The organism is Pseudomonas sp. 1176_21 (assembly GCF_052850635.1).
Map to the genome: position 1 here is coordinate 407,694 of NZ_VXCV01000002.1, position 21,252 is coordinate 428,945.

The 21,252-nt window shown below is 63.6% G+C and carries 22 protein-coding genes and 1 pseudogene; 12 read left to right on the forward strand and 11 right to left on the reverse strand.

Going from position 1 to position 21,252, the window contains the following annotated elements; translation table 11 throughout:
* Positions 1-72: 72 nt before the first annotated feature.
* Both FW760_RS06870 and FW760_RS06875 read right to left on the reverse strand, forming a co-directional pair.
* Positions 73-1,212 carry an MFS transporter gene (locus tag FW760_RS06870; RefSeq protein WP_043859849.1) on the reverse strand — a complete coding sequence of 380 codons (1,140 nt, stop codon included), beginning with the start codon at positions 1,210-1,212 and terminating at the stop codon, positions 73-75.
* Between the two features lie 118 nt (positions 1,213-1,330).
* A complete protein-coding gene (locus FW760_RS06875; protein WP_043859850.1) occupies positions 1,331-2,824 on the reverse strand; it encodes an aldehyde dehydrogenase in 1,494 nt (497 codons plus the stop codon).
* A 193-nt stretch (positions 2,825-3,017) separates the two neighbouring features.
* Here FW760_RS06875 and FW760_RS06880 point away from each other — a divergent pair, with 193 nt between their 5' ends.
* Both FW760_RS06880 and FW760_RS06885 read left to right on the forward strand, forming a co-directional pair.
* Complete coding sequence (locus tag FW760_RS06880; RefSeq protein WP_043859851.1) at positions 3,018-3,380, forward strand: cupin domain-containing protein; 363 nt, start codon at positions 3,018-3,020, stop codon at positions 3,378-3,380.
* Between the two features lie 90 nt (positions 3,381-3,470).
* Positions 3,471-3,719, forward strand: a complete 249-nt coding sequence (locus FW760_RS06885) for a hypothetical protein (RefSeq protein ID WP_370409248.1) — start codon at positions 3,471-3,473, stop codon at positions 3,717-3,719.
* A gap of 68 nt (positions 3,720-3,787) precedes the next feature.
* Here the strand turns inward: FW760_RS06885 and rpmG are convergent, their stop codons facing one another.
* Together rpmG and rpmB are read right to left on the reverse strand one after the other, a co-directional pair.
* Complete coding sequence (gene rpmG / locus FW760_RS06890; protein ID WP_010225867.1) at positions 3,788-3,943, reverse strand: 50S ribosomal protein L33; 156 nt, start codon at positions 3,941-3,943, stop codon at positions 3,788-3,790.
* A gap of 11 nt (positions 3,944-3,954) precedes the next feature.
* Complete coding sequence (gene rpmB / locus FW760_RS06895) at positions 3,955-4,191, reverse strand: 50S ribosomal protein L28 (protein WP_043859852.1); 237 nt, start codon at positions 4,189-4,191, stop codon at positions 3,955-3,957.
* 362 nt (positions 4,192-4,553) lie between these two features.
* Between rpmB and FW760_RS06900 the strand changes: the two genes are divergently transcribed.
* Together FW760_RS06900 and FW760_RS06905 are read left to right on the forward strand one after the other, a co-directional pair.
* On the forward strand, positions 4,554-6,143 hold the full coding sequence (locus FW760_RS06900) for an ABC transporter substrate-binding protein (protein WP_116052418.1): 1,590 nt from the start codon (positions 4,554-4,556) through the stop codon (positions 6,141-6,143).
* A gap of 148 nt (positions 6,144-6,291) precedes the next feature.
* Positions 6,292-7,098 carry a hypothetical protein gene (locus FW760_RS06905; protein ID WP_054916673.1) on the forward strand — a complete coding sequence of 269 codons (807 nt, stop codon included), beginning with the start codon at positions 6,292-6,294 and terminating at the stop codon, positions 7,096-7,098.
* Between the two features lie 21 nt (positions 7,099-7,119).
* Here the strand turns inward: FW760_RS06905 and radC are convergent, their stop codons facing one another.
* Positions 7,120-7,800 (reverse strand): RadC family protein, encoded by a 681-nt coding sequence (radC, locus tag FW760_RS06910; protein WP_043859855.1) that lies wholly within the window; start codon positions 7,798-7,800, stop codon positions 7,120-7,122.
* A 135-nt stretch (positions 7,801-7,935) separates the two neighbouring features.
* Between radC and coaBC the strand changes: the two genes are divergently transcribed.
* From coaBC to argB, 5 genes and pseudogenes are all read left to right on the forward strand, one after another.
* On the forward strand, positions 7,936-9,144 hold the full coding sequence (gene coaBC, locus FW760_RS06915; protein ID WP_058541939.1) for a bifunctional phosphopantothenoylcysteine decarboxylase/phosphopantothenate--cysteine ligase CoaBC: 1,209 nt from the start codon (positions 7,936-7,938) through the stop codon (positions 9,142-9,144).
* A gap of 6 nt (positions 9,145-9,150) precedes the next feature.
* A complete protein-coding gene (dut, locus tag FW760_RS06920) occupies positions 9,151-9,606 on the forward strand; it encodes a dUTP diphosphatase (RefSeq protein ID WP_043859857.1) in 456 nt (151 codons plus the stop codon).
* Entirely contained in the window at positions 9,603-10,316 is a 714-nt protein-coding gene (locus FW760_RS06925) for a hypothetical protein (protein WP_116052419.1), read from the forward strand. Before dut ends, FW760_RS06925 begins: the two co-directional genes overlap by 4 nt.
* Positions 10,317-10,485: 169 nt before the next feature.
* Positions 10,486-11,862 (forward strand): annotated as a pseudogene (locus FW760_RS06930) (phosphomannomutase/phosphoglucomutase); the annotation flags it as partial.
* A gap of 29 nt (positions 11,863-11,891) precedes the next feature.
* The gene (argB, locus tag FW760_RS06935; RefSeq protein WP_043859860.1) at positions 11,892-12,797 is read left to right on the forward strand and encodes an acetylglutamate kinase; all 906 of its coding nucleotides are present in this window, start codon (positions 11,892-11,894) and stop codon (positions 12,795-12,797) included.
* Between the two features lie 86 nt (positions 12,798-12,883).
* On the opposite strand, the gene pyrE is transcribed toward argB, so the two are convergent.
* Positions 12,884-13,525 carry an orotate phosphoribosyltransferase gene (gene pyrE / locus FW760_RS06940; protein ID WP_043859861.1) on the reverse strand — a complete coding sequence of 214 codons (642 nt, stop codon included), beginning with the start codon at positions 13,523-13,525 and terminating at the stop codon, positions 12,884-12,886.
* Between the two features lie 80 nt (positions 13,526-13,605).
* Between pyrE and FW760_RS06945 the strand changes: the two genes are divergently transcribed.
* Complete coding sequence (locus FW760_RS06945) at positions 13,606-14,385, forward strand: exodeoxyribonuclease III (RefSeq protein WP_043859862.1); 780 nt, start codon at positions 13,606-13,608, stop codon at positions 14,383-14,385.
* 132 nt (positions 14,386-14,517) lie between these two features.
* Here the strand turns inward: FW760_RS06945 and FW760_RS06950 are convergent, their stop codons facing one another.
* Together FW760_RS06950 and rph are read right to left on the reverse strand one after the other, a co-directional pair.
* The gene (locus tag FW760_RS06950) at positions 14,518-14,883 is read right to left on the reverse strand and encodes a DUF4870 domain-containing protein (protein ID WP_043861577.1); all 366 of its coding nucleotides are present in this window, start codon (positions 14,881-14,883) and stop codon (positions 14,518-14,520) included.
* Between the two features lie 12 nt (positions 14,884-14,895).
* Complete coding sequence (gene rph / locus FW760_RS06955) at positions 14,896-15,618, reverse strand: ribonuclease PH (RefSeq protein WP_043861576.1); 723 nt, start codon at positions 15,616-15,618, stop codon at positions 14,896-14,898.
* Between the two features lie 264 nt (positions 15,619-15,882).
* Between rph and FW760_RS06960 the strand changes: the two genes are divergently transcribed.
* Both FW760_RS06960 and gmk read left to right on the forward strand, forming a co-directional pair.
* Positions 15,883-16,746 (forward strand): YicC/YloC family endoribonuclease, encoded by an 864-nt coding sequence (locus FW760_RS06960; RefSeq protein ID WP_043861575.1) that lies wholly within the window; start codon positions 15,883-15,885, stop codon positions 16,744-16,746.
* A 13-nt stretch (positions 16,747-16,759) separates the two neighbouring features.
* Positions 16,760-17,380 (forward strand): guanylate kinase, encoded by a 621-nt coding sequence (gmk, locus tag FW760_RS06965; protein WP_043861574.1) that lies wholly within the window; start codon positions 16,760-16,762, stop codon positions 17,378-17,380.
* Between the two features lie 18 nt (positions 17,381-17,398).
* On the opposite strand, the gene FW760_RS06970 is transcribed toward gmk, so the two are convergent.
* From FW760_RS06970 to FW760_RS06980, 3 genes are all read right to left on the reverse strand, one after another.
* Positions 17,399-18,919, reverse strand: coding sequence for an APC family permease (locus tag FW760_RS06970; RefSeq protein WP_043861573.1), 1,521 nt, complete (start codon positions 18,917-18,919; stop codon positions 17,399-17,401).
* A 105-nt stretch (positions 18,920-19,024) separates the two neighbouring features.
* Positions 19,025-19,795 (reverse strand): gamma-glutamyl-gamma-aminobutyrate hydrolase family protein, encoded by a 771-nt coding sequence (locus FW760_RS06975; protein WP_054916675.1) that lies wholly within the window; start codon positions 19,793-19,795, stop codon positions 19,025-19,027.
* Positions 19,796-19,828: 33 nt separating this feature from the next.
* Positions 19,829-21,211 carry a glutamine synthetase family protein gene (locus FW760_RS06980; protein WP_043861571.1) on the reverse strand — a complete coding sequence of 461 codons (1,383 nt, stop codon included), beginning with the start codon at positions 21,209-21,211 and terminating at the stop codon, positions 19,829-19,831.
* Positions 21,212-21,252: the final 41 nt, after the last annotated feature.

Here is a 21,252-nt window from a genome sequence, read left to right on the forward strand (position 1 = left end):
GTGAAAGCGACGAAAGGTGAAATCCCCCGAGAAGAGCGCTCCTCGAGGAGATTCAACCAGTACAAAGCGGCCCTAGGCCGTGGCAGGCTCGAAGGCATTCGGCCGCATCGCCAACAGCACCAGCCCGAACGCGCCCGCCGCCATCAGCAGCGGCAACGCATGCCCGCTCACCCACTGGCTACCGGCCCCAGCAGCCAATGGCCCGATCAGGCAGCCGATGCCCCACAGCTGCGCCACGTGGGCGTTGGCGCGCACCAGCGCATCATCGCGATAGCGTTCGCCGATCAGGATCAGCGACAGGGTGAACAGGCCACCGGCACTGGCGCCGAACAGCACCCACAATGGCCAGATCGCCGGCGTGTGCATCAGCACCGGAATGGCCAGACTCGATACCAGCAGGGTCATGGCGCAGCCGGTGAACAGCGTGCGGCGCGACATGTAGTCGGCCAGCGCCCCGATCGGCAGTTGCAGTACCGCATCGCCCACCACCACGGTACTGACCATGAACAGCGCCAGCTCGGTGGTGAAGCCCTGCTGCAGGCAGTACACCGGCAACAGGGTGAGGATCATCGCCTCGAACGCGGCGAACAGTGCAATGGCCCAGGCGATTACCGGCAAGCGCCGGCAGAAGCCCACCAGGTCACGCAGGCCCACACCACAGGCTTCAGCGCTGGGCGCCCCGCTGCGGCCGATCAGCACCAGCGGTGCCACCACCAGCAACCCGGCCCCGATCCAGAAGCCCAGGTCATCCTCCGAACCCAGCACGCCCAGCAGCAGCGGCCCGGCCAGCTGGCTGAGGGCATAGCTGCTGCCATACAGCGCCACCAGGCGGCCACGCCATTGCTCGACCACCAGCTGGTTGATCCAGCTTTCGCCAAGGATGAACACGATGGTCAGGATCACCCCGATCAGCAGGCGCAACGCCAGCCACACCGGATAGCTGGGCAGCAGCGCCAGCAGGCCGATGGACAACGCACCGGCCAGCAGGCACAGGCGCATCAGCGTGGCGGTGCCGAAATACGCCGCCAGGCGGCTGGACAGGCTGGCGCCAACCAGCACGCCAATTGCCGGCATCGCCGCCATCACGCCAATGGCAAAGCTGCCATAGCCCCAGCTCTCCAGACGCAGCGATACCAACGGCATGCTCACGCCCAGGGCAAGGCCGACGCTCAGAACCGACGACAGCACGGCGAAGTAGGTAGCCCAACGCATGTGTACTTCCTCGCAGAATGATGGATCGCCACAAGCAACACAGCCGGGCCTGCGCTAACGCAGGGCCCGGCTGTGGCGCGGATCGCTCGGGGCGCGGCACCAGGCCGCACCCATGGCCTTACAGCTTGATCCAGGTGGCCTTGAGCTCGGTGTACTTGTCCAGTGCGTGCAGCGACTTGTCACGGCCGTTGCCCGACTGCTTGAAGCCACCGAACGGCGCAGTCATGTCGCCACCGTCGTACTGGTTGACCCACACGCTGCCGGCACGCAGGGCCTTGGCGGTCTTGTGCGCCTTGCTGATGTCGGCGGTCCATACACCTGCGGCCAGGCCGTAAGGGGTGTCGTTGGCGATCTGGATGGCTTCTTCGACGCTGTCGAAGGTGATCACCGACAGTACCGGGCCGAAGATCTCTTCCTTGGCGATGCGCATGGCGTTGCTCACGCCGTCGAAGATGGTCGGTTCGACATAGGTGCCGCCGGTTTCTTCGAGGATGCGCTTGCCGCCCACCAGCAGCTTGGCGCCATCGGTGTGACCAGCCTCGATGTAGGACAGCACGGTGTTCATCTGCTGGGTGTCGACCAGGGCACCAACGGTGGTGGCCGGGTCCAGCGGGTTGCCAGGCTTCCAGGCCTTGAGGGCCTCCAGTACCAGCGGCAGGAATTTGTCCTTGATCGAGCGCTCGACCAGCAGACGCGAACCTGCGGTGCACACTTCGCCCTGGTTGAAGGCGATGGCACTGGCCGCGGCGGCGGCAGCGGCGTTCAGGTCCGGGGCATCGGCGAACACGATGTTCGGGCTCTTGCCGCCGGCTTCCAGCCACACGCGTTTCATGTTCGATTCGCCGGCGTAGATCATCAGCTGCTTGGCGATCTTGGTCGAGCCGGTGAACACCAGGGTATCGACGTCCATGTGCAGGGCCAGAGCCTTGCCGACGGTATGGCCGTAGCCAGGCAGCACGTTCAGCACGCCGGCCGGGATACCGGCCTCGATGGCCAGCTGGGCGATGCGGATGGCGGTCAGCGGGGACTTCTCGGACGGCTTGAGCACCACCGAGTTACCGGTGGCCAGCGCCGGGCCGAGTTTCCAGCTGGCCATCAGCAGGGGGAAGTTCCACGGCACGATGGCCGCCACCACACCCACAGGCTCGCGGGTTACCAGGCCTAGCTGGTCGTGCGGGGTGGCCGCGACTTCGTCGTAGATCTTGTCGATGGCTTCGCCGTTCCAGCTCAGTGCCTGGGCAGCGCCCGGCACGTCGATGTTCAGCGAGTCGTTGATCGGCTTGCCCATGTCGAGGGTTTCGAGCAGGGCCAGCTCCTCGACGTTCTGCTTGAGCAGCGCGGCGAAACGGATCAGGGTAGCCTTGCGCTTGGCCGGGGCCAGGCGCGACCACACGCCGGACTCGAAGGTGGCGCGGGCGTTTTCCACGGCGCGCTGGGCGTCGGCCTCGTCGCAGCTGGCGACCTGCGCCAGAAGGCGTCCGTCAACCGGGCTCAGGCACTCGAACGTGGCGTTGGAAACGGCGGCGGTGTATTCACCATTGATGAAAGCACGGCCTTCGATCTTGAGTTGCTGGGCACGCTGTTCCCAGTCCGCACGAGTCAGGGTGGTCATACGAAACTCCTCCTGTTGTTGAAATGCAGCGCCGCACGAGGGGCCAGGGCGCTGTCAGAATACGGCCGGAGCGATTGTCGCTCTACGGCACTCGACACCCTAAACTCTGGCACCTGAATTATCAATATATTTGACAATACATGGCCAAATGCCTAGTGATGTGCACTTTATTTAACAATCAGGGGACCCAAACATGAATATCCAGCAGATTGTCGACTTCGCACAGGTACTGACCGAGGCCGAGCGCTACCGCCCGGCTGCCGAAAAAGTGCTCAAGGGCGACCCGGAGCAGGCGGTCTACAACCATTACGCCAGCCCTTGCGGGCAATTCGCCGCTGGTGTGTGGGAGGGAGCGCCCGGGCAATGGACCGTCAATTACACTGAACACGAGTACTGCGAGATCGTGCACGGCGTATCGGTGTTGCGCGACGAAGAAGGCAACGCCAAGACCCTGCGCACCGGTGACCGCTTCGTGATCCCGGCCGGCTTCAAGGGCACCTGGGAGGTGCTGGAGACCTGCCGCAAGATCTACGTGATGTTCGAGCCCAAGGCATAGGCCATAGATAGATACCGCCGCGCCAGCCCTCCCTGGCGCGAGCATGGCGAGGTCCTTATCCGGACCCACCTGAACTCAAGGAGCCTCACCATGCAAAAGGATCAACCGGTCGTCTGTCCCATCGAAGCGTTGCAACTGAGCAACGACGAAGTGCTCACCTGCATCGGCCGCCTGGTCGGCACCCGCTACGTGCCGACCGTGAAGGCCTACATCAGCGAACTGACCGGGCGCCAGCGCGTGGTCGGCATCGGCGAGATGTCGACCCGCGAAATGGACCCGCAACGCGTGAACATCAGCGGCAACGAGGCGGGCCTGATCAGCGGTTTCCATTTCGGCTGAACAGAAAATCGCCATAAAAAAAGGCCCGCATCGTGAGATGCGGGCCTTTTTTCGTAAGCCGGGATCAATTACTTGATCTTGGCTTCCTTGTAGATCACGTGCTTGCGAACAACCGGATCGAATTTTTTGATTTCGATTTTGTCCGGAGTGGTGCGCTTGTTCTTGTCGGTGGTGTAGAAGTGGCCGGTATTAGCGGTCGACACCAGACGGATCAATTCACGCATGATTTTCTCCCTTAGACCTTGGCGCCGTTACGGCGAATTTCGACCAGAACGGCATCGATGCCGCGCTTGTCGATGATACGCATGCCTTTGGCAGAAACGCGCAGACGCACGAAACGCTTCTCCGACTCGACCCAGAAGCGGTGATGCTGCAGGTTCGGCAGGAAACGACGACGGGTTTTGTTATTCGCGTGGGAAATGTTATTCCCGGTTACCGGACCCTTACCGGTAACTTGACAGACTCTCGACATGCCTCAGCCCTCTAAAACCACATGCCCAACCCGGCATGGGTTGGCCGCTTAATCTCTCAGTCTTTGGCGCCAGGCGCCGTGTTTCTTCAGGGTCTTATCGGCAAGATCTGCAGATGCGACAAACCGAGCCCCTAGAAAAGAGCGCTGCTTTATACCAGAAAGGCCGGGGTACAACAACATTTGATGTGATCGCACGATGCATGAATCAACCCAGGCCGCCCGGATGCAGGGCTTCCAGCGACAAAACCGCTCGTCGCAATATTCCTTGAAAAAGGAGTTGGCCATTTACGGCCTTGCGCACTAGGGTAGGAGTTTTCCAGACTGCACGGGCAGATGGGCCATTGATCAGCCAAGGAGTCACCATGCGTCGTGCCGCTTTACCCCTGTTGCTCGCAGCGCTGCTAAGCCCCGCACTGGCCCAGGCAGGCGCCTTGAGCGTATGTACCGAGGCCAGCCCCGAAGGCTTTGACGTGGTGCAGTATAACGCGCTGACCACCACCAATGCTTCTGCCGATGTGCTCATGAACCGGCTGGTGGAATTCGACGCCACCAGCGGCAAGGTGGTGCCGAGCCTGGCCGAAAGCTGGACGGTATCGGCCGACGGCCTGGTCTACGACTTCAAGCTGCGCCCGGGGGTAAAGTTTCACAGTACGCCGTACTTCAAGCCCAGCCGCGTGCTGAACGCCGACGACGTGCTGTTCAGCTTCCAGCGCATGCTCTACCCCGCCCACTCCTGGCACAAGATCACCCAGAGCGGCTACCCGCATGCCCAGTCGTTGCAGCTGCCCAGCCTGATCAAGCAGGTGGAGGCACCCGATCCGCTGAGCGTGCGCTTTACCCTCGACCATCCGGACGCGACCTTCCTCGCCACCCTGAGCATGGGCTTCGCCTCGATCTATTCGGCCGAATACGCCGACCAGTTGCTCAAGGCCGGCACCCCGGAGAAGCTCAACAGCCAGCCGATCGGCACCGGCCCGTTCGTGTTCCAGCGTTTCCAGAAGGACGCAGTGATCCGCTACCGCGCCAATGCCGACTATTTTGCCGGCAAGCCGAGCGTCGACCCGCTGATTTTCGCGATCACCCCCGACGCCAACGTGCGCCTGCAGAAACTGCGGCGCAACGAGTGCCAGATCGCCCTGTCGCCCAAGCCGCTGGACGTTGCGGCAGCCGCCGAAGACGCAAACCTGAAGGTCGAGAAGACCGAGGCGTTCATGACCGCGTTCGTCGCGATCAACAGCCAGCACCCGCCGCTGGACAAGGTCGAGGTACGGCAGGCGATCAACCTGGCGTTCGACAAGACCAGCTACCTCAAGGCCGTGTTCGAAGGCACCGCAGTCGCCGCTGAAGGCCCCCTGCCGCCCAACACCTGGAGCTACGCCAAGGACTTGCCGGGTTACCCGACCGACGCGACCAAAGCCAAGGCGCTGCTGGTCAAGGCCGGGTTGCCGGACGGCTTCAGCACCACAATCTGGACGCGCCCTTCGGGAAGCCTGCTCAACCCCAACCCGAGCCTGGGGGCACAACTGCTGCAGGCAGACCTGACGAAGGTCGGCATCAAGGCCGAGATTCGCGTGATCGAATGGGGCGAGCTGATCCGCCGTGCCAAGGCCGGTGAGCACGATTTGCTGTTCATGGGCTGGGCCGGCGACAACGGCGACCCCGACAACTTCCTCAGCCCGCAGTTTGCCTGCCCGGCAGTCGAGTCGGGGACCAACTTCGCGCGGTACTGCGACAAGCGCCTGGACCAGTTGATCAGTGCCGGCAAGACCACCAACGACCAGAGCGTGCGCAGCCGCCTGTACCAGCAGGCCCAGGGGCTGATCCAGCAGCAGGCACTGTGGCTGCCACTGGCGCACCCCACGGCAGCGGTGCTGATGCGCAAGGATGTGGAGGGCTACACGGTCAGCCCGTTCGGCCGGCAGGACTTTGCCACGGTGAACACCGCACGCTGAACGACTCGCGCCTGCAGGCTCCTGACAGCGTCCTCTGGTAGCCCGAAGGACACTGCAGCAGCCTGCAGCGCGTGTTCAGGCCGCCAGGTGACTCTCGCCATCGACTTACGATGGTTGCCCAGCGAACCGCACCGTACGGATAGCCGCATTGGATATTGAATACTGGATCGAAGCGGCTATCGCCGGCCTCACCGTGGCACTGATACTCGGCCCGGTGGTCTTCGGCGCACTGCTTCTCTACATTGCCACCCAGCGATTGGCCGAAGCACTCGAGCACCTTCACAACTCGCCGCTGGTTGACGCTCATCGGTACAGCCTCAACCTGGGCCTGCGCCAGCGATTCAGGGCAGTGGGCGACATTGCCGGCCTGTTGGCCTACCCCGATTGCCCGGTCGAGTTCGGGGGCCTGAGCGCAGAGGACATCAAGCGCTTCCCCGGCAACCTCAGAACGCTGCTGGTTCTTAGCCACCACCTCAGGCTGGCAATGCTGGCCGTTCTGGTGCTGCTGGCCCTTGCCCTGCAGGTGCTCAAAGCCGTTCAGCACCAGGGCGAGCCGACTGAGTTCGGGCTCGGCGGGTATTCACCCTATTGGCTGCCCCTTGCACTGCAGCTGCCTTGCATCGCCGGCCTGGGGTGGGTCGCCACCCAGTACGCACAGGCTGGCATGCGCTACATGACCAGTGCATCCCGGTACCTTGCCAACTGCAAGGCGGTGGTGAATCGACAGCGCCCGGTGATGTACAACACCGTGTTTGGCAGAATCGTGTTTACCGTATGCATCGCTGCGCTTCTGGCTCATGCGAAGCTCTTCATCAGAACAGGATCGCTGCAGGCCGCAGACGTGGAGTCCTTTCCAGCCACGATCAGAACCGAGCTTGTGGTGCGTCACTACCTGCTGCTGGCTTCGGTTGTCGGGCTGGCTGCGTCGTTTGTTGCAACAAAGCTGATCGACTAGTACCGCCCACGCACAGCAGCGTCAGGCAGCGAACAAGCCCCGCTCCACCATCGACAATGGCTCCCCATCGCCGATGATGATGTGATCCAGCACCCGCACCTCGATCAGGCCCAGGGCTTTCTGCAAGCGCAGGGTCAGATTGATATCTGCCTGGCTTGGCTCGGAAACACCTGACGGATGATTGTGGCAAAGGATCAATGCTGCGGCATTTCTGGCCAACGCACGCTTGATGACTTCCCGAGGGTAGACGTTGGCACTGCTGATGGACCCGCGGAACAACGCCTCGAACCCTAGAGGACGGTGCTTGTTGTCCAGGTACAGGCAGCCGAACACCTCGCTTTCTTCATGACGCAGCATCGATTTCAGGTAACGCCGGACCGCCCCCGGGCTCTGCAACGCCGGGTCGCGGATGATGGTTTCGGCCAAGTGCCGGCGCCCAATCTCCATCACCGCCTGCAGTTGCGCATACTTCGCCGGGCCTAGCCCCAGCTCACGCTGAAACGTCGGCTGATCGGCCTCCAGCAGTTGCCGCAAGCCGCCAAACTGCTGCAACAGGTGGCGCGCCAGGTCCACCGCGCTCTTGCCTGCCACACCGGTGCGCAGGAACACCGCCAGCAACTCGGCGTCCGACAGGCTCCCGGCCCCTCGCTCAAGCAACTTCTCCCGCGGGCGTTCCGCCGACGGCCAATCCCTGATACCCATAGCTGTCCCTCTGTCTGTGTGTGGCTGCTCCCCATTTCAGCCCTGTGCTATCGTAGCCCCCTCTTTTTACGCGACGATTCGGCCTGGGGAGGCGTCGTCGCCGCGTGCAAACACTGATCAAAGAAAGGCAAGCCTATGCAGCGGCTGTATCGGAAACGCATCGTTCTTGGCGTCGGCGGCGGCATTGCTGCCTACAAGAGCGCCGAGCTGGTTCGCCGACTCCTGGAGCACGGCGCGCAAGTGCGCGTCGTCATGACCCACGGCGGGGCCGAATTCATCACCCCGCTGACCATGCAGGCCCTATCCGGGCACCCCGTGCACATGGACCTGCTCGACCCTGCCGCCGAAGCGGCGATGGGCCATATCGAACTGGCCAAGTGGGCCGACCTGGTGCTGATCGCACCTGCCACCGCCGACCTGATCGCGCGCCTGGCGCAAGGCGTTGCCAACGATCTGCTGACCACCCTGGTACTGGCTACCGACGCCACCGTGGCGTTGGCACCGGCCATGAACCAGGCCATGTGGCGCGACCCGGCCACCCAGGCCAACTTGCAGCTGCTGCAAAGCCGCGACATCCAGGTGTTCGGCCCGGCCTCCGGCAGCCAGGCCTGTGGCGACGTGGGCCTTGGCCGCATGCTCGAAGCCACCGACCTGGCCTGGTGCGCCGCCGAAACCTTCAAGCGCCAGTCGCTGACCGGCAAGCACGTGCTGATTACCGCAGGCCCGACCCAGGAAAACATCGACCCGGTGCGCTACATCACCAATCATAGCTCGGGGAAGATGGGCTTTGCCCTGGCCGAAGCGGCGGTGGAAGCCGGTGCTCGGGTAACCCTGGTGACAGGGCCGGTGCACCTGCCCACACCCGACCGGGTGACCCGTATCGACGTGGTGAGCGCGCGGGACATGCTCGCCGCGTGCGAAGCGGCGATCCCGTGCGATGTGTTCATCGCATCGGCTGCGGTTGCGGACTACCGCCCCGAAGTCGTCGCCCCGCAAAAGCTCAAGAAAGACCCTACGACAGGTGACGGCCTGCTGCTGCAGATGGTGCGCAACCCGGACATTCTGGCCACCATCGCCACCCGCCCCGACCGCCCGTTCAGCGTCGGCTTTGCCGCCGAGACCGAACACCTGCTCGATTACGCCGCGCGCAAGCTCAAGGACAAGAACCTCGACCTGATCGTCGCCAATGACGTGGCCAACCCCAGCATCGGCTTCAACAGCGAGGAGAACGCCTGCAGCGTGATCGATCGCCAACTTCAAGCAACACTCTTTGCACAGACCAGCAAGGGCAAGATCGCCCGTCAGCTGGTAGCCTTCATCGCCGAACGTCTCAACCAGGTTTAACTCTGCATGCACGCCTTACAAGCCAAGATTCTCGATCCGCGCCTTGGCAGCGAATTCCCGCTGCCGCAATACGCCACTCCCGGTTCTGCCGGCCTCGACCTGCGCGCCATGCTCAAGGAAGAGACCGTCCTGGAGCCGGGCCAGACCATACTGATCCCTACCGGCCTGTCGATCTACGTCGGCGACCCGGGCCTGGCCGCGCTGATCCTTCCGCGCTCGGGCCTGGGCCACAAGCACGGCATCGTGCTGGGCAATCTGGTCGGCCTGATCGATTCGGACTACCAGGGCGAGCTGATGGTGTCGTGCTGGAACCGCGGCCAGACCCCTTTCACCATCGCCATCGGCGAGCGCATTGCGCAACTGGTGCTGGTACCGGTGGTACAGGCGCACTTCGACATCGTCGAAACCTTCGACGAAACCCAGCGTGGCGCTGGCGGCTTCGGCCATTCGGGCAGCCATTGAACAACGCGGGAGCCCTGCTGCCAGGCCTGTATTGGGGCCTGGCCGGCATGCTCGTCGCCGGGCTTGCGGTGTGGCTGACGCTGGTAATCCCTCTGCAACGCGAGCAACGTAACCTGCAGACGTACTTTCCGGCCTTCGGGCTGGTCATTGCGCTCGACCAGCAGATCGCCCGTCTGGTGTCCGAGGTCGACACCGTGGCCCGCCATCCGGCCCTGCTTGCCGCTGCCAAGGCGGCTGACGCCCGCCAGGCGCGCCAGGTGCTGGACGACTTCAGCTACCTCGAAGGGTTGGTCAGCAGTCGGTTGCTCACGCCCGGCCAGGCCAGGCGCGAGAGCCTCCACGACCGCTCACTCAGCCCGCCATTGCTGGACATGATCGGGCGAGCCGAACGCGGGGTACCACCGAACCTGGAGGCCCACCCGACCAACGGGCAACTGCATATCCACAGTGTCACGCCCATTCGAGGCAGTGCGACAGGCCCGGTGCAGGCCGTGCTGCTCATGACTTTCGAGCTGCAACGTGTAAGTGCTGCTCTGAAAATAGACATGCCGGAAATCGGCAAGGCCAGCCTCGTGCAAGGCGTGTTCGACGACCCTCAGGCCGTACTGGCCAGCGCAGGCGAAAGTGATAGCCCGGCAATAACCCCGATAGGGACCTTCAACGATGCATGGAGCCTGCACTTTCAGCCCGGGTCGATCTTCCAGAGGTGATCGACGGATGAATCGCCCGGCTCAAGAACTCTATGTCGAAAATGCCGTCAAAGCCGGACATCTTTAGCCGCGCGGCGCGCCGGGTGCCTGCAGCGCATGCCGACCGTCGACCCAACATAGCCCCTTCCAATTGGAGTTTCCCCAGGTGAGCAACATGGAACGCATGACCCCGAACCTCCCCGCCAGCATCTTCCGCGCCTACGATATCCGAGGTGTGGTCGGCGAAGGCCTCACCGCCGAAACCGCCTACTGGATCGGCCGCGCCATCGGTGCACAGAGCCTGGACCAGGGCGAGCCGCATGTATCGGTTGGCCGCGACGGTCGCCTGTCCGGCCCGATGCTGGTCGAGCAACTGATCAAGGGCCTGGTCGAGGCCGGGTGCAAGGTCAGCGATGTCGGCCTGGTACCCACGCCCGCCCTGTACTACGCCGCCAACGTGCTGGCCGGCAAGTCCGGGGTGATGCTCACCGGCAGCCACAACCCGCCGAACTACAACGGCTTCAAGATCGTCATCGCCGGCGACACCCTGGCCAATGAGCAGATCCAGGCCCTCCTGATCCGCCTGCAGACCAACGACCTCACCCGCGGCGAAGGCAGCGTCGAGAAGGTCGAGATCCTGGACCGCTACTTCACCCAGATCACCGGCGACATCAAGCTGGCGAAGAAGCTCAAGGTGGTGGTGGACTGCGGAAACGGCGCCGCCGGGGTGATCGCCCCGCAGCTGATCGAGGCGCTGGGCTGCGAGATGATCCCGCTGTTCTGCGAGGTCGACGGCAACTTCCCCAACCACCACCCCGACCCGGGCAAGCCGGAAAACCTGGTGGACCTGATCGCCAAGGTCAAGGAAAGCGGCGCCGACCTGGGCCTGGCCTTCGACGGTGACGGCGACCGTGTCGGCGTAGTGACCAACACTGGCAACATCGTCTACCCCGATCGCCTGTTGATGCTGTTCGCCCAGGACGTGCTGGCGCGCAACCCGGGCGCCGAGATCATCTTCGACGTCAAATGCACCCGCCGCCTGACCCCGCTGATCGAACAGTACGGCGGCCGCGCGCTGATGTGGAAGACAGGTCATTCGTTGATCAAGAAGAAGATGAAGCAGACTGGCGCCCTGCTGGCCGGCGAGATGAGCGGGCACATCTTCATCAAGGAGCGCTGGTACGGTTTCGACGACGGCATCTACAGCGCCGCGCGCCTGCTGGAGATTCTGAGCAAGGCCGATAGCGATGCCGAAACGCTGTTCGCGGCGTTCCCGAACGATATTTGTACCCCTGAAATCAACATTGATGTGACGGACGAGGGTAAATTCAGCATCATTGAGGCACTGCAACGCGACGCCGACTGGGGCCAAGACGCCAACCTGACCACCATCGATGGTGTACGGGTCGACTACCCCAACGGCTGGGGCCTGGTTCGCGCCTCCAACACCACGCCGGTGCTGGTACTGCGCTTCGAGGCCGACAGCGAAGCCGAGCTGCAGCGAATCAAGGACGTGTTCCTTGCCCAGCTCAAGCGCGCAGCCCCTGATCTGCAACCAACGTTCTGACCGACCCCTTGTTCCAACTGGAGCCCTGCATGACCCTTGATCGTGATGCCGCCACCCATGTCGCCCAGGTACTGTCCGAAGCGCTGCCCTACATCCGCCGCTTTGTCGGCAAGACGCTGGTGATCAAGTACGGCGGCAACGCGATGGAGAGCGAAGAGCTCAAGACCGGCTTCGCCCGCGACGTGGTGCTGATGAAGGCAGTCGGCATCAACCCGGTGGTGGTGCACGGCGGCGGCCCGCAGATCGGCGACCTGCTCAAGCGCCTGTCCATCGAAAGCCGGTTTGTCGATGGCATGCGCGTCACTGATGCGCAGACCATGGACGTGGTGGAGATGGTGCTCGGCGGCCAGGTGAACAAGGACATCGTCAACCTGATCAACCGTCATGGCGGCAGCGCCATCGGTCTGACCGGCAAGGACGCCGAGCTGATTCGCGCCAGGAAGCTCACCGTCACCCGCCAGACGCCAGAGATGACCAGCCCTGAAATCATCGACATCGGTCATGTGGGCGAAGTGGTCGGGGTGAACACCGACCTGCTGAACATGCTGGTCAAGGGCGACTTCATCCCGGTGATCGCGCCAATCGGCGTGGGCGCCAACGGCGAGTCGTACAACATCAACGCCGACCTGGTGGCAGGCAAGGTGGCCGAAGCGCTCAAGGCCGAGAAGCTGATGCTGCTGACCAACATCGCCGGCCTGATGGACAAGCAGGGCACCGTGCTCACCGGCCTGACCACCGAGCAGGTTGACGAACTGATCGCGGACGGCACCATCTACGGCGGCATGCTGCCCAAGATCCGTTGCGCACTGGAAGCAGTACAGGGCGGCGTGCACAGCTCGCACATCATCGACGGCCGCGTGCCGAATGCGGTGCTGCTGGAAATTTTCACCGACAGTGGCGTGGGTACCCTGATTACCAATCACGAACCGCGCTGAGGCATCCGCCGGCAAGGCCGGCTCCTACAGGAGCGGGCCACCACAGGTACAAAAAAGGCGACCCGCGGGTCGCCTTTTTGTTTGCCTCAGATACCGTACTGGGCCCGGTAGGCCTCGACGGCCGGCAAGTGCTGCTTGAGCGCCGGGTCATCGGCGAGGAACTGCAGCACCTGGGTCAGCGATACGATGCTGACCACCGGAATGCCGAAGTCACGCTCCACTTCCTGGATCGCCGACAGGTCGCCGTTGCCACGCTCCTGGCGATTCATCGCGATCAGTACGCCCGCCGCCCTGGCCTGCTGGCCCTGGATGATCTGCATCACCTCGCGGATGGCCGTGCCGGCAGTGATCACGTCGTCGATGATCAGCACGTCGCCTGCCAGTGGCGAGCCCACCAGGCTGCCACCCTCGCCGTGTGCCTTGGCTTCCTTGCGATTGAAGCACCACGGCACATCCAGCCCATGGTGCTCGGCCAGTTGCACCGCCGTCGCGGCAGCCAGGGGGATGCCCTTGTAGGCCGGGCCGAACAGCACGTCGAACGGGATCTTGCTGTCGACGATCGCCGCCGCATAGAACCGACCGAGCTGAGCCAGGGCAGCGCCACTGTTGAACAGGCCGGCGTTGAAGAAATACGGGCTGATGCGGCCCGACTTGAGGGTGAACTCACCGAAGCGCAGAACCCCACGATCGATGGCAAAACGAATGAATTCGCGCTGATACGGCTGCATGAAGAGTCCCGGCTACCACAGATTTAGCTAAATGAGTACAGCTCGGGTATCATACACGCACGAGATTTTTGGGGCCATTTATGCGGATCATCAGTGTGAACGTTAATGGCATTCAGGCTGCAGTCGAGCGTGGTTTGCTCAGCTGGCTACAAGCCCAGAATGCCGACGTCATCTGCCTTCAGGATACCCGCGCCTCGGCCTTTGAACTCGACGACCCAGCTTTCCAGCTCGATGGCTACTTCCTTTATGCCTGCGATGCAGAAGTTCCAGCCCAAGGCGGCGTGGCACTCTACTCGCGTTTGCAGCCCAAGGCAGTCATCAGCGGCCTGGGCTTCGAGACAGCCGATCGCTACGGGCGTTACCTGCAGGCCGATTTCGACAAAGTCAGTATTGCCACCTTGCTGTTGCCTTCGGGCATGAACGGTGACGAAGACCTCAACCAGAAATTCAAGTTGATGGACGACTTCGGCAAATACCTGGACAAGCAGCGCCGCAAGCGTCGCGAGTACATCTACTGCGGCTCGCTGTATGTGGCGCAGCAGAAGCTCGACGTGAAGAACTGGCGCGACGGCCAGCAGTCGCCGGGTTTCCTGGCGCCAGAGCGGGCCTGGATGGACGAGATCGTCGGCAACATGGGCTATGTGGATGCGTTGCGCGAAGTCAGCCGTGAGGGCGACCAGTACAGCTGGTGGCCGGACAACGAGCAGGCCGAGATGCTCAACCTGGGCTGGCGTTTCGACTACCAGCTGCTGACCCCGGGCCTGCGCCGCTTCGTACGAAGCGCTCGCCTGCCGCGTCAGCCACGCTTCTCCCAGCATGCGCCACTGATCGTGGACTATGACTGGACGCTGACGATCTGATCGCTCAGCCACAAAAAAGCCGACTGCGTGTCGGCTTTTTCGTATCTGGCCTTTGGGCCCTTTCGCCGGCAAGGCCGGCTCCTACCGGGTCAACGCAACCGCCGTAGGAGCCGGCCTTGCCGACGAAGCATGTCAGGTCAGCACACGCCAGGCCCACGGATAACGAAAGGCCTTGCCCTGCTTGACCTTGACCGCCGCAATGACGATCAGTACCGCCACCCCCAGCGAGATGATGGTCAGCGCCAGCTTGGCCATCGGTACGGTAAACCCCACCACGCACACCATGCCCAGCAGGGTCATGGTCAGCTGGAAGTTCACCGCCTCCTTGCCCTGGGCGTCGACGTACGGGTCGATGCCGCGCTTGAACCACCACAAGGCCAGCGGCGCGATCAGGTTGGCGAACGGCACCACCATGCCGGCAGCCGCCGCCAGGTGGCACAACATGCCCCAATGACGGGCTGCATCACCGGGCATCGGCGCGTTGGACGGCTCGGCCATGTCGACTCCCGATCAGTCCGCCAGCGCGGCCTGCTGCAGTTGGAACAGGTCGGTCATGCCCTTCTGCGCCAGCGCCAGCATGGCGTTGAGCTCTTCAGGCTGGAACGGAGCCCCTTCGGCGGTGCCCTGGACTTCGATGAAACCACCGGCGCTGGTCATCACCACGTTCAGGTCGGTTTCGGCCGCCGAATCTTCCGGGTAGTCCAGGTCGAGCACCGGCACGCCCTGGTACATGCCGACCGATACGGCCGCAATCATGTGCTTGACCGGGTCGCCGCCCTTCAGGCCGCCACGCTTCTTGACCACGCGCAGGGCGTCGACCAGCGCAACCATGGCACCGGTGATCGACGCGGTGCGGGTGCCGCCATCGGCCTGGATCACGTCGCAGTCGACGTACAGGGTGATGTCGCCCAGCTTGCTCATGTCCAGCGCGGCGCGCAGCGAGCGGCCGATCAGGCGCTGGATTTCGAGGGTACGACCACCCTGCTTGCCGCGGCTGGCTTCGCGCTGGTTGCGCTCGCCGGTGGCGCGCGGCAGCATGCCGTACTCGGCGGTCAGCCAGCCCTGGCCCTGGCCTTTGAGGAAGCGCGGTACGCCGTTCTCGACGCTGACCGTGCAGATGACTTTGGTGTCTCCGAACTCGACCAGTACAGACCCCTCGGCGTGTTTGGTGTAGTTGCGGGTGATGCGGATCGAGCGCAGCTGATCGGCAACGCGACCACTTGGACGTTTCATTTGGGCTACCTGTACTGGATATGAATCTGCCCGGCATTATAGGGCTACAGGGCCCTCGGTGGACATGCCTGCGGCCAAATGCACGGCCAGCCGATCATCGGCGCACCACGCCACAAGCCCCGATCTGGCCGCGCCGCCCGGTATTTGCGGCGCCCTGCCCGCTGCTTTGTAGCATCAGCGCATTGGGAGCCGGCGCCGCACTGCGTTACAATCCTGCGCCTTTGCAGGCTGTCGGCTTGCTCCCTAATCTGCGAGGTACTTCCCATGGTGCACAGCATGACCGCCTTCGCCCGCGTCGAGCAGGCCGGGACCCAGGGCACACTGATCTGGGAACTGCGCTCGGTCAATCATCGCTACCTCGAGCCGCACCTGCGCCTGCCCGAAGCCCTGCGCGACCTCGAAGGCGCGGTGCGCGAGTCCCTGCGCCAGGGCCTGTCGCGCGGCAAGGTCGAATGTACCCTGCGCTTCAATGAAGAGAACGCCGGCAAGCCGCTGCAGGTCGACCGCGAGCGTGCCGCTCAGCTGGTCGCCGCCGCCGAGACCGTGGCCGGCCTGATCAAGCAGCCCGGCCCCCTCAACCCGCTCGAGGTGCTGGCCTGGCCGGGCGTGCTGGTGGCCGATGCCAGCGACCCGCAGGCGCTCAATGCCGAGGCCATGGGCCTGTTCGAACAGGCCCTCAAGGAGCTCAAGAACGGCCGCAACCGCGAAGGCGCGGAACTCGCCCGACTGATCAACGAGCGCCTCGACAGCATGAGCGAGGAAGTCACCACCCTGCGCGCCCTGGTGCCGCAGATGCTCGCCGCCCAGCGCCAGAAGGTGCTGGACCGCTTTGCCGACATGCAGGCCGAACTCGACCCGCAGCGTCTGGAGCAGGAGATGGTGATGCTGGCGCAGAAGAGCGATGTGGCCGAAGAACTCGACCGCCTCAGCACGCATGTCACCGAAGTGCGCCGCGTGCTCACGTCGGGCGGCGCCGCCGGCCGGCGCCTGGATTTCCTGATGCAGGAACTCAACCGCGAAGCCAACACCCTGGGCTCCAAAGCCTTTGACACACGCAGCACCCAAGCGGCGGTCAACCTCAAGGTTCTGATCGAGCAGATGCGTGAACAAGTACAGAACATCGAGTAAGGCCACCCCTACCATGACCCACAGCAGCGGCACCCTTTTCATCGTCTCGGCCCCTTCGGGCGCCGGCAAGACCAGCCTGGTCAAGGCGCTCACCGACGACCTCAACCACATTCGCGTGTCGGTCTCGCACACCACGCGGGCCATGCGTCCGGGCGAGCATGACGGGGTGAACTACCACTTCGTCGACCGCGCCGAGTTCGACCGCATGATCGCCCAGGGCGACTTCCTGGAGCAGGCCGAAGTCTTCGGCAACTGCTACGGCACCTCGCGCAGCGCACTGCAGCAGACCCTTGACCAGGGCCATGACCTGATCCTGGAAATCGACTGGCAGGGTGCGCAGCAGGTGCGCAAGCTGATGCCCGAGGCGCGTTCGATCTTCATCCTGCCGCCCAGCCAGCAGGCCCTGCGCCAGCGCCTCACCAACCGCGGCACCGACAGCGACGAGATCATCGAAGGGCGCATGCGCGAGGCGGTCAGCGAGATGGTGCATTACGACGAATACGAGTTCGTCATCATCAACGACGACTTCGCCACGGCACTGGACGACCTCAAGGCGGTGTTCCGTGCCAACCGCCTGCAGCGCGGCCAGCAGCAGCAACGTCACAGCGAACTGCTCAGGCAATTGCTTGCCTGAGCAGCGTGCCTCGGCCGCTTAACCGCGGCCGGGCACCGTTGCGTGACGGCGCAGGGTCATGCCCAGGAAGAACGCCGGCGCACGCAGGCGCGACAGCATCATCAGCACCAGGCCCAGCAGGGTGATGATCATCGCGATCACGAACACCAGCCCCAACCCGCCTACATGCGAACCGCTGCCGAACGACGGCGAAGCACTGTCATAGGCTGTCTGCAGGAAGATCACCGAAAGAATGCCGCCGCCCAGCAACGGGCACAGGCCGCGCATCAGGAAGTGACGCAGGCTGTCGGTGAGGCTGTGGCGGAAGTACCACACGCAGGCGAACGCGGTCAGCGAGTAGTAGAAGCAGATCATCATGCCCAGGGCAGTGATGGTGTCGGCCAGCACGTTCTCGCTCAGGGTACGCATGGTGACGTAGAACACGCCGGCGGCCACGCCGGCACAGATGGTGGCATAACGCGGGGTTTTCGAACGCGGGCAGACGCTCGCGAAACGCTCCGGCACTGCACCGTAGTACCCCATCGCCAGCAGCGTGCGCGCCGGCGAAACGAAGGTCGACTGCAACGAGGCCGCGGTGCTGGCCAGTACCGCGATCGACATCAGGATCGCCAGTGGCCCCATCACCGGGCCGGCCAGGTGGGCGAAGACGTTTTCCTGGATACGCGGGTTGCCCAGGCCCAGGCCGATATCGCTGATGCCGGCAAACTGCAGGGTGGCAATTGCGGTCACCAGGTACAGGCCCAGAATCAGCAGCACGGTCAGGGTCGCTGCCTTGCCCGGTACGTCATCGCTGCCCACCGATTCTTCGCTGATGCTCAGGCACACGTCCCAGCCCCAGAAGATGAAGATCGACAGCGACAGGCCGGCGGTGAAGGCCGAGAACGACTCCACCCCGAACGGGTTGAACCAGTCCATCTCGAAGGTCAGCGGCGGCGCCTCCGACGACCCGCCGAATGCGGCCATGGCAAAACCCAGCAGCACGATCAGTTGCAGCGCCACCAGGCCGTACTGCACGGTCATGGTGGTGGCGATGCCGCGACAGCAGATCCACACGGCCATGGCGATGAACACGCAACAGGTGGTCACATTGACCAGCAGGTTGTCGGCCAGCGCCGCCACCTCGTGTTTGCCGGTGATCTGCCCGAGGAACAGATAGAAGAAGTCCACCGCCACACCGGCGAGGTTCGACAACACGATGGTGGTGGCGGTGACCAGCCCCCAGCCACCGATCCAGCCGATCATCGGGCCGAAGGCACGTACCGACCAGGTGAACGAGGTGCCGCTGTCAGGTTCGGCGGCATTCAGCTCGCGATAACCCAGCGCCACCAGCAACATGGGCAGGAAACCGACGATGAACACCGCCGGCAGGTGGGCGCCGACTTCGCGTACGGTCGGGCCGAGGGCGCCGGTGAGGGTATACACCGGCGCAATAGTGGAAATGCCCAGCACGATGCTGGCCAGCAGTCCGAGCCGGCCCTTGGCCAGCCCTTTGGATCGCCCGCCCACACCTGGGGACAGGCCTGCTTTGTGTTCGCTCATGAGTAGTTGCCGTCACTATTGGTATTATTTTCCGGGCCCCCGTGGGGTGCCCGCTATCACTCAATGAAACTTGTTGCAGTGCATCGCCGGCTCAGCCGGGTGACCTCATAGGGCCTTCTCCCGGCGCAGCGCATGGGCGATGCAGGCTTCGCGAAACGCCTCGAACAGGCGCAGCGACACCGGGTTTTCGGCAAAGCGGTATTCCGGGTGCCATTGCACACCGACCACAAAGCCTGGGGCGTCATCCATGGACACGGCTTCGATCAGCCCATCGGGAGCCAGGGCTTCGGCGCGCAGGCCGGCGGCCAGGCGATCGATGCCCTGGCTGTGCAGCGAGTTGACCATGAAGCGGGCAGGCAGCCCCATCTGCTCGAATTTCCCCCCGGGCTGGCATGTCACCAGGTGGCGGGGGCTGTATTGCTCTTCCAGCGGCGCATCCTGCGACTCGCGATGGTCCAGGTAGCCTGGCAGCTCCTGCACACGCTGGTGCAAGGTGCCGCCCAGGCTGACGTTGAGTTCCTGGAAGCCCCGGCACACGCAGAACACCGGTACACCCCTGGCAATCGCGGCCTGCAGCAGCGGCAGGGTCAGCCGGTCACGAAACACGTCGTGGCGGGTGCCTTCCACGCTGGGGGCGCCATTGTAATGATGCGGCTCGACATTAGAAGGCGAACCGGTAAAAAGAATGCCATCCAGATGCTCCAGCACAAGGTTCGGGTCGCTTGCGACGTCCCGGGCCGGGAGAATCAGCGGCAATCCGGCAAAACCGGCCGCCTCGACATACTTGTCGCCCACGGTATGCGACGAGTTCTTGCCTAGTTGCTGGCGGCAAGCACTCACACCAATCAGGGGCAGCCGCCCTGCGCGCTCGTTCATCGGTTAAGCCTCCGTTGCAGCTTTATCCAGCCATCACACCGTATGCAGGTACCAGTTGTATTCGAGGTCGGAGATCGACACTTCGAACTCCGCCATCTCGCTTTCCTTGCAGGCCACGAAGATGTCGATGTAGTCGGGGCTGATGTACTGGTTCAGCACCTCGCTGTCATCGAGCTCGCGCAGCGCATCGCGCAGGTTGTTCGGCAGGCTCTGCTCCAGTTGCTCGTAGGAGTTGCCCTCGACCGGCTCGCCCGGGTCGACCTTGTTGGTCAGGCCATGGTGAATGCCAGCCAGGATCGAAGCCATCATCAGGTACGGGTTGGCATCGGCGCCGGCCACGCGGTGCTCGATACGCACGGCATCGCTGCTGCCGGTAGGCACGCGCACGGCCACGGTACGGTTGTCCAGGCCCCAGCTCGGGGCATTGGGCACGTAGAACTGCGCGCCGAAACGGCGGTAGGAGTTCACGTTGGGGCACAGGAAGGCCATCGATGCCGGCATGGTTTCGAGCACGCCGCCGATGGCGTGGCGCAGGGTTTCGCTGTTTTCGGGGTCGTCGGTTGCGAAGATGTTCTTGCCGGTCTTCTTGTCCAGCAGCGAGATGTGCACGTGCAGGCCGTTGCCCGCCTGGCCAGGGTACGGCTTGGCCATGAAGGTGGAGTCCATCTCATGGTCGTAGGCGATGTTCTTGATCAGGCGCTTGAGCAGCACTGCGTAGTCGCAGGCCTTCATCGCGTCAGCCACGTGGTGCAGGTTGACCTCGAACTGCGCCGGGGCGCTTTCCTTGACGATGGCATCGGCCGGGATGCCTTGCTCCTTGGCCGCTTCGAGCATGTCCTGCAGGCAGTCGACATACTCGTCCAGGTCATCGATCAGGTACACCTGGGTCGATTGCGGGCGTTTGCCCGAGATCGGCGAGCGCGGCGGCTGCGGGCGACCGTTCAGGTTGTCCTGGTCGATCAGGTAGAACTCCAGCTCGAACGCGGCGCAGATATCCAGGCCCAGCGCGTCGAACTTCTCCACCACGCCGCGCAGCACTTCGCGTGGGTCGGCGAAGAATGGCGTGCCGTCCAGTTCATGCATGGTCATCAGCAGCTGCGCGGTGGGGCGCTTCTGCCAGGGCTCGAAGCTCAAGGTGCCGGGGATCGGGTAGCAGATACGGTCGGCGTCGCCGATGTCCAGGCCCAGGCCGGTGCTTTCGACGGTGGAACCGTTGATGTCCAGGGCGAACAGCGAAGCCGGCAGGTTGATGCCTTTTTCGTAGACCTTGACCAGGCTCGCACGCTCGATGCGCTTGCCACGCACCACGCCGTTCATGTCTGCAATCAGCAGATCGACAAATTGCACCTCAGGGTGGGCCTTGAGAAATTCACCCATCTCGTCGAGAGGGATGGCGCACGGGGAGACCGACGTCATGGCTAGGCATCCTTTGATTTTTTATCGGGCGGCAATAGAGG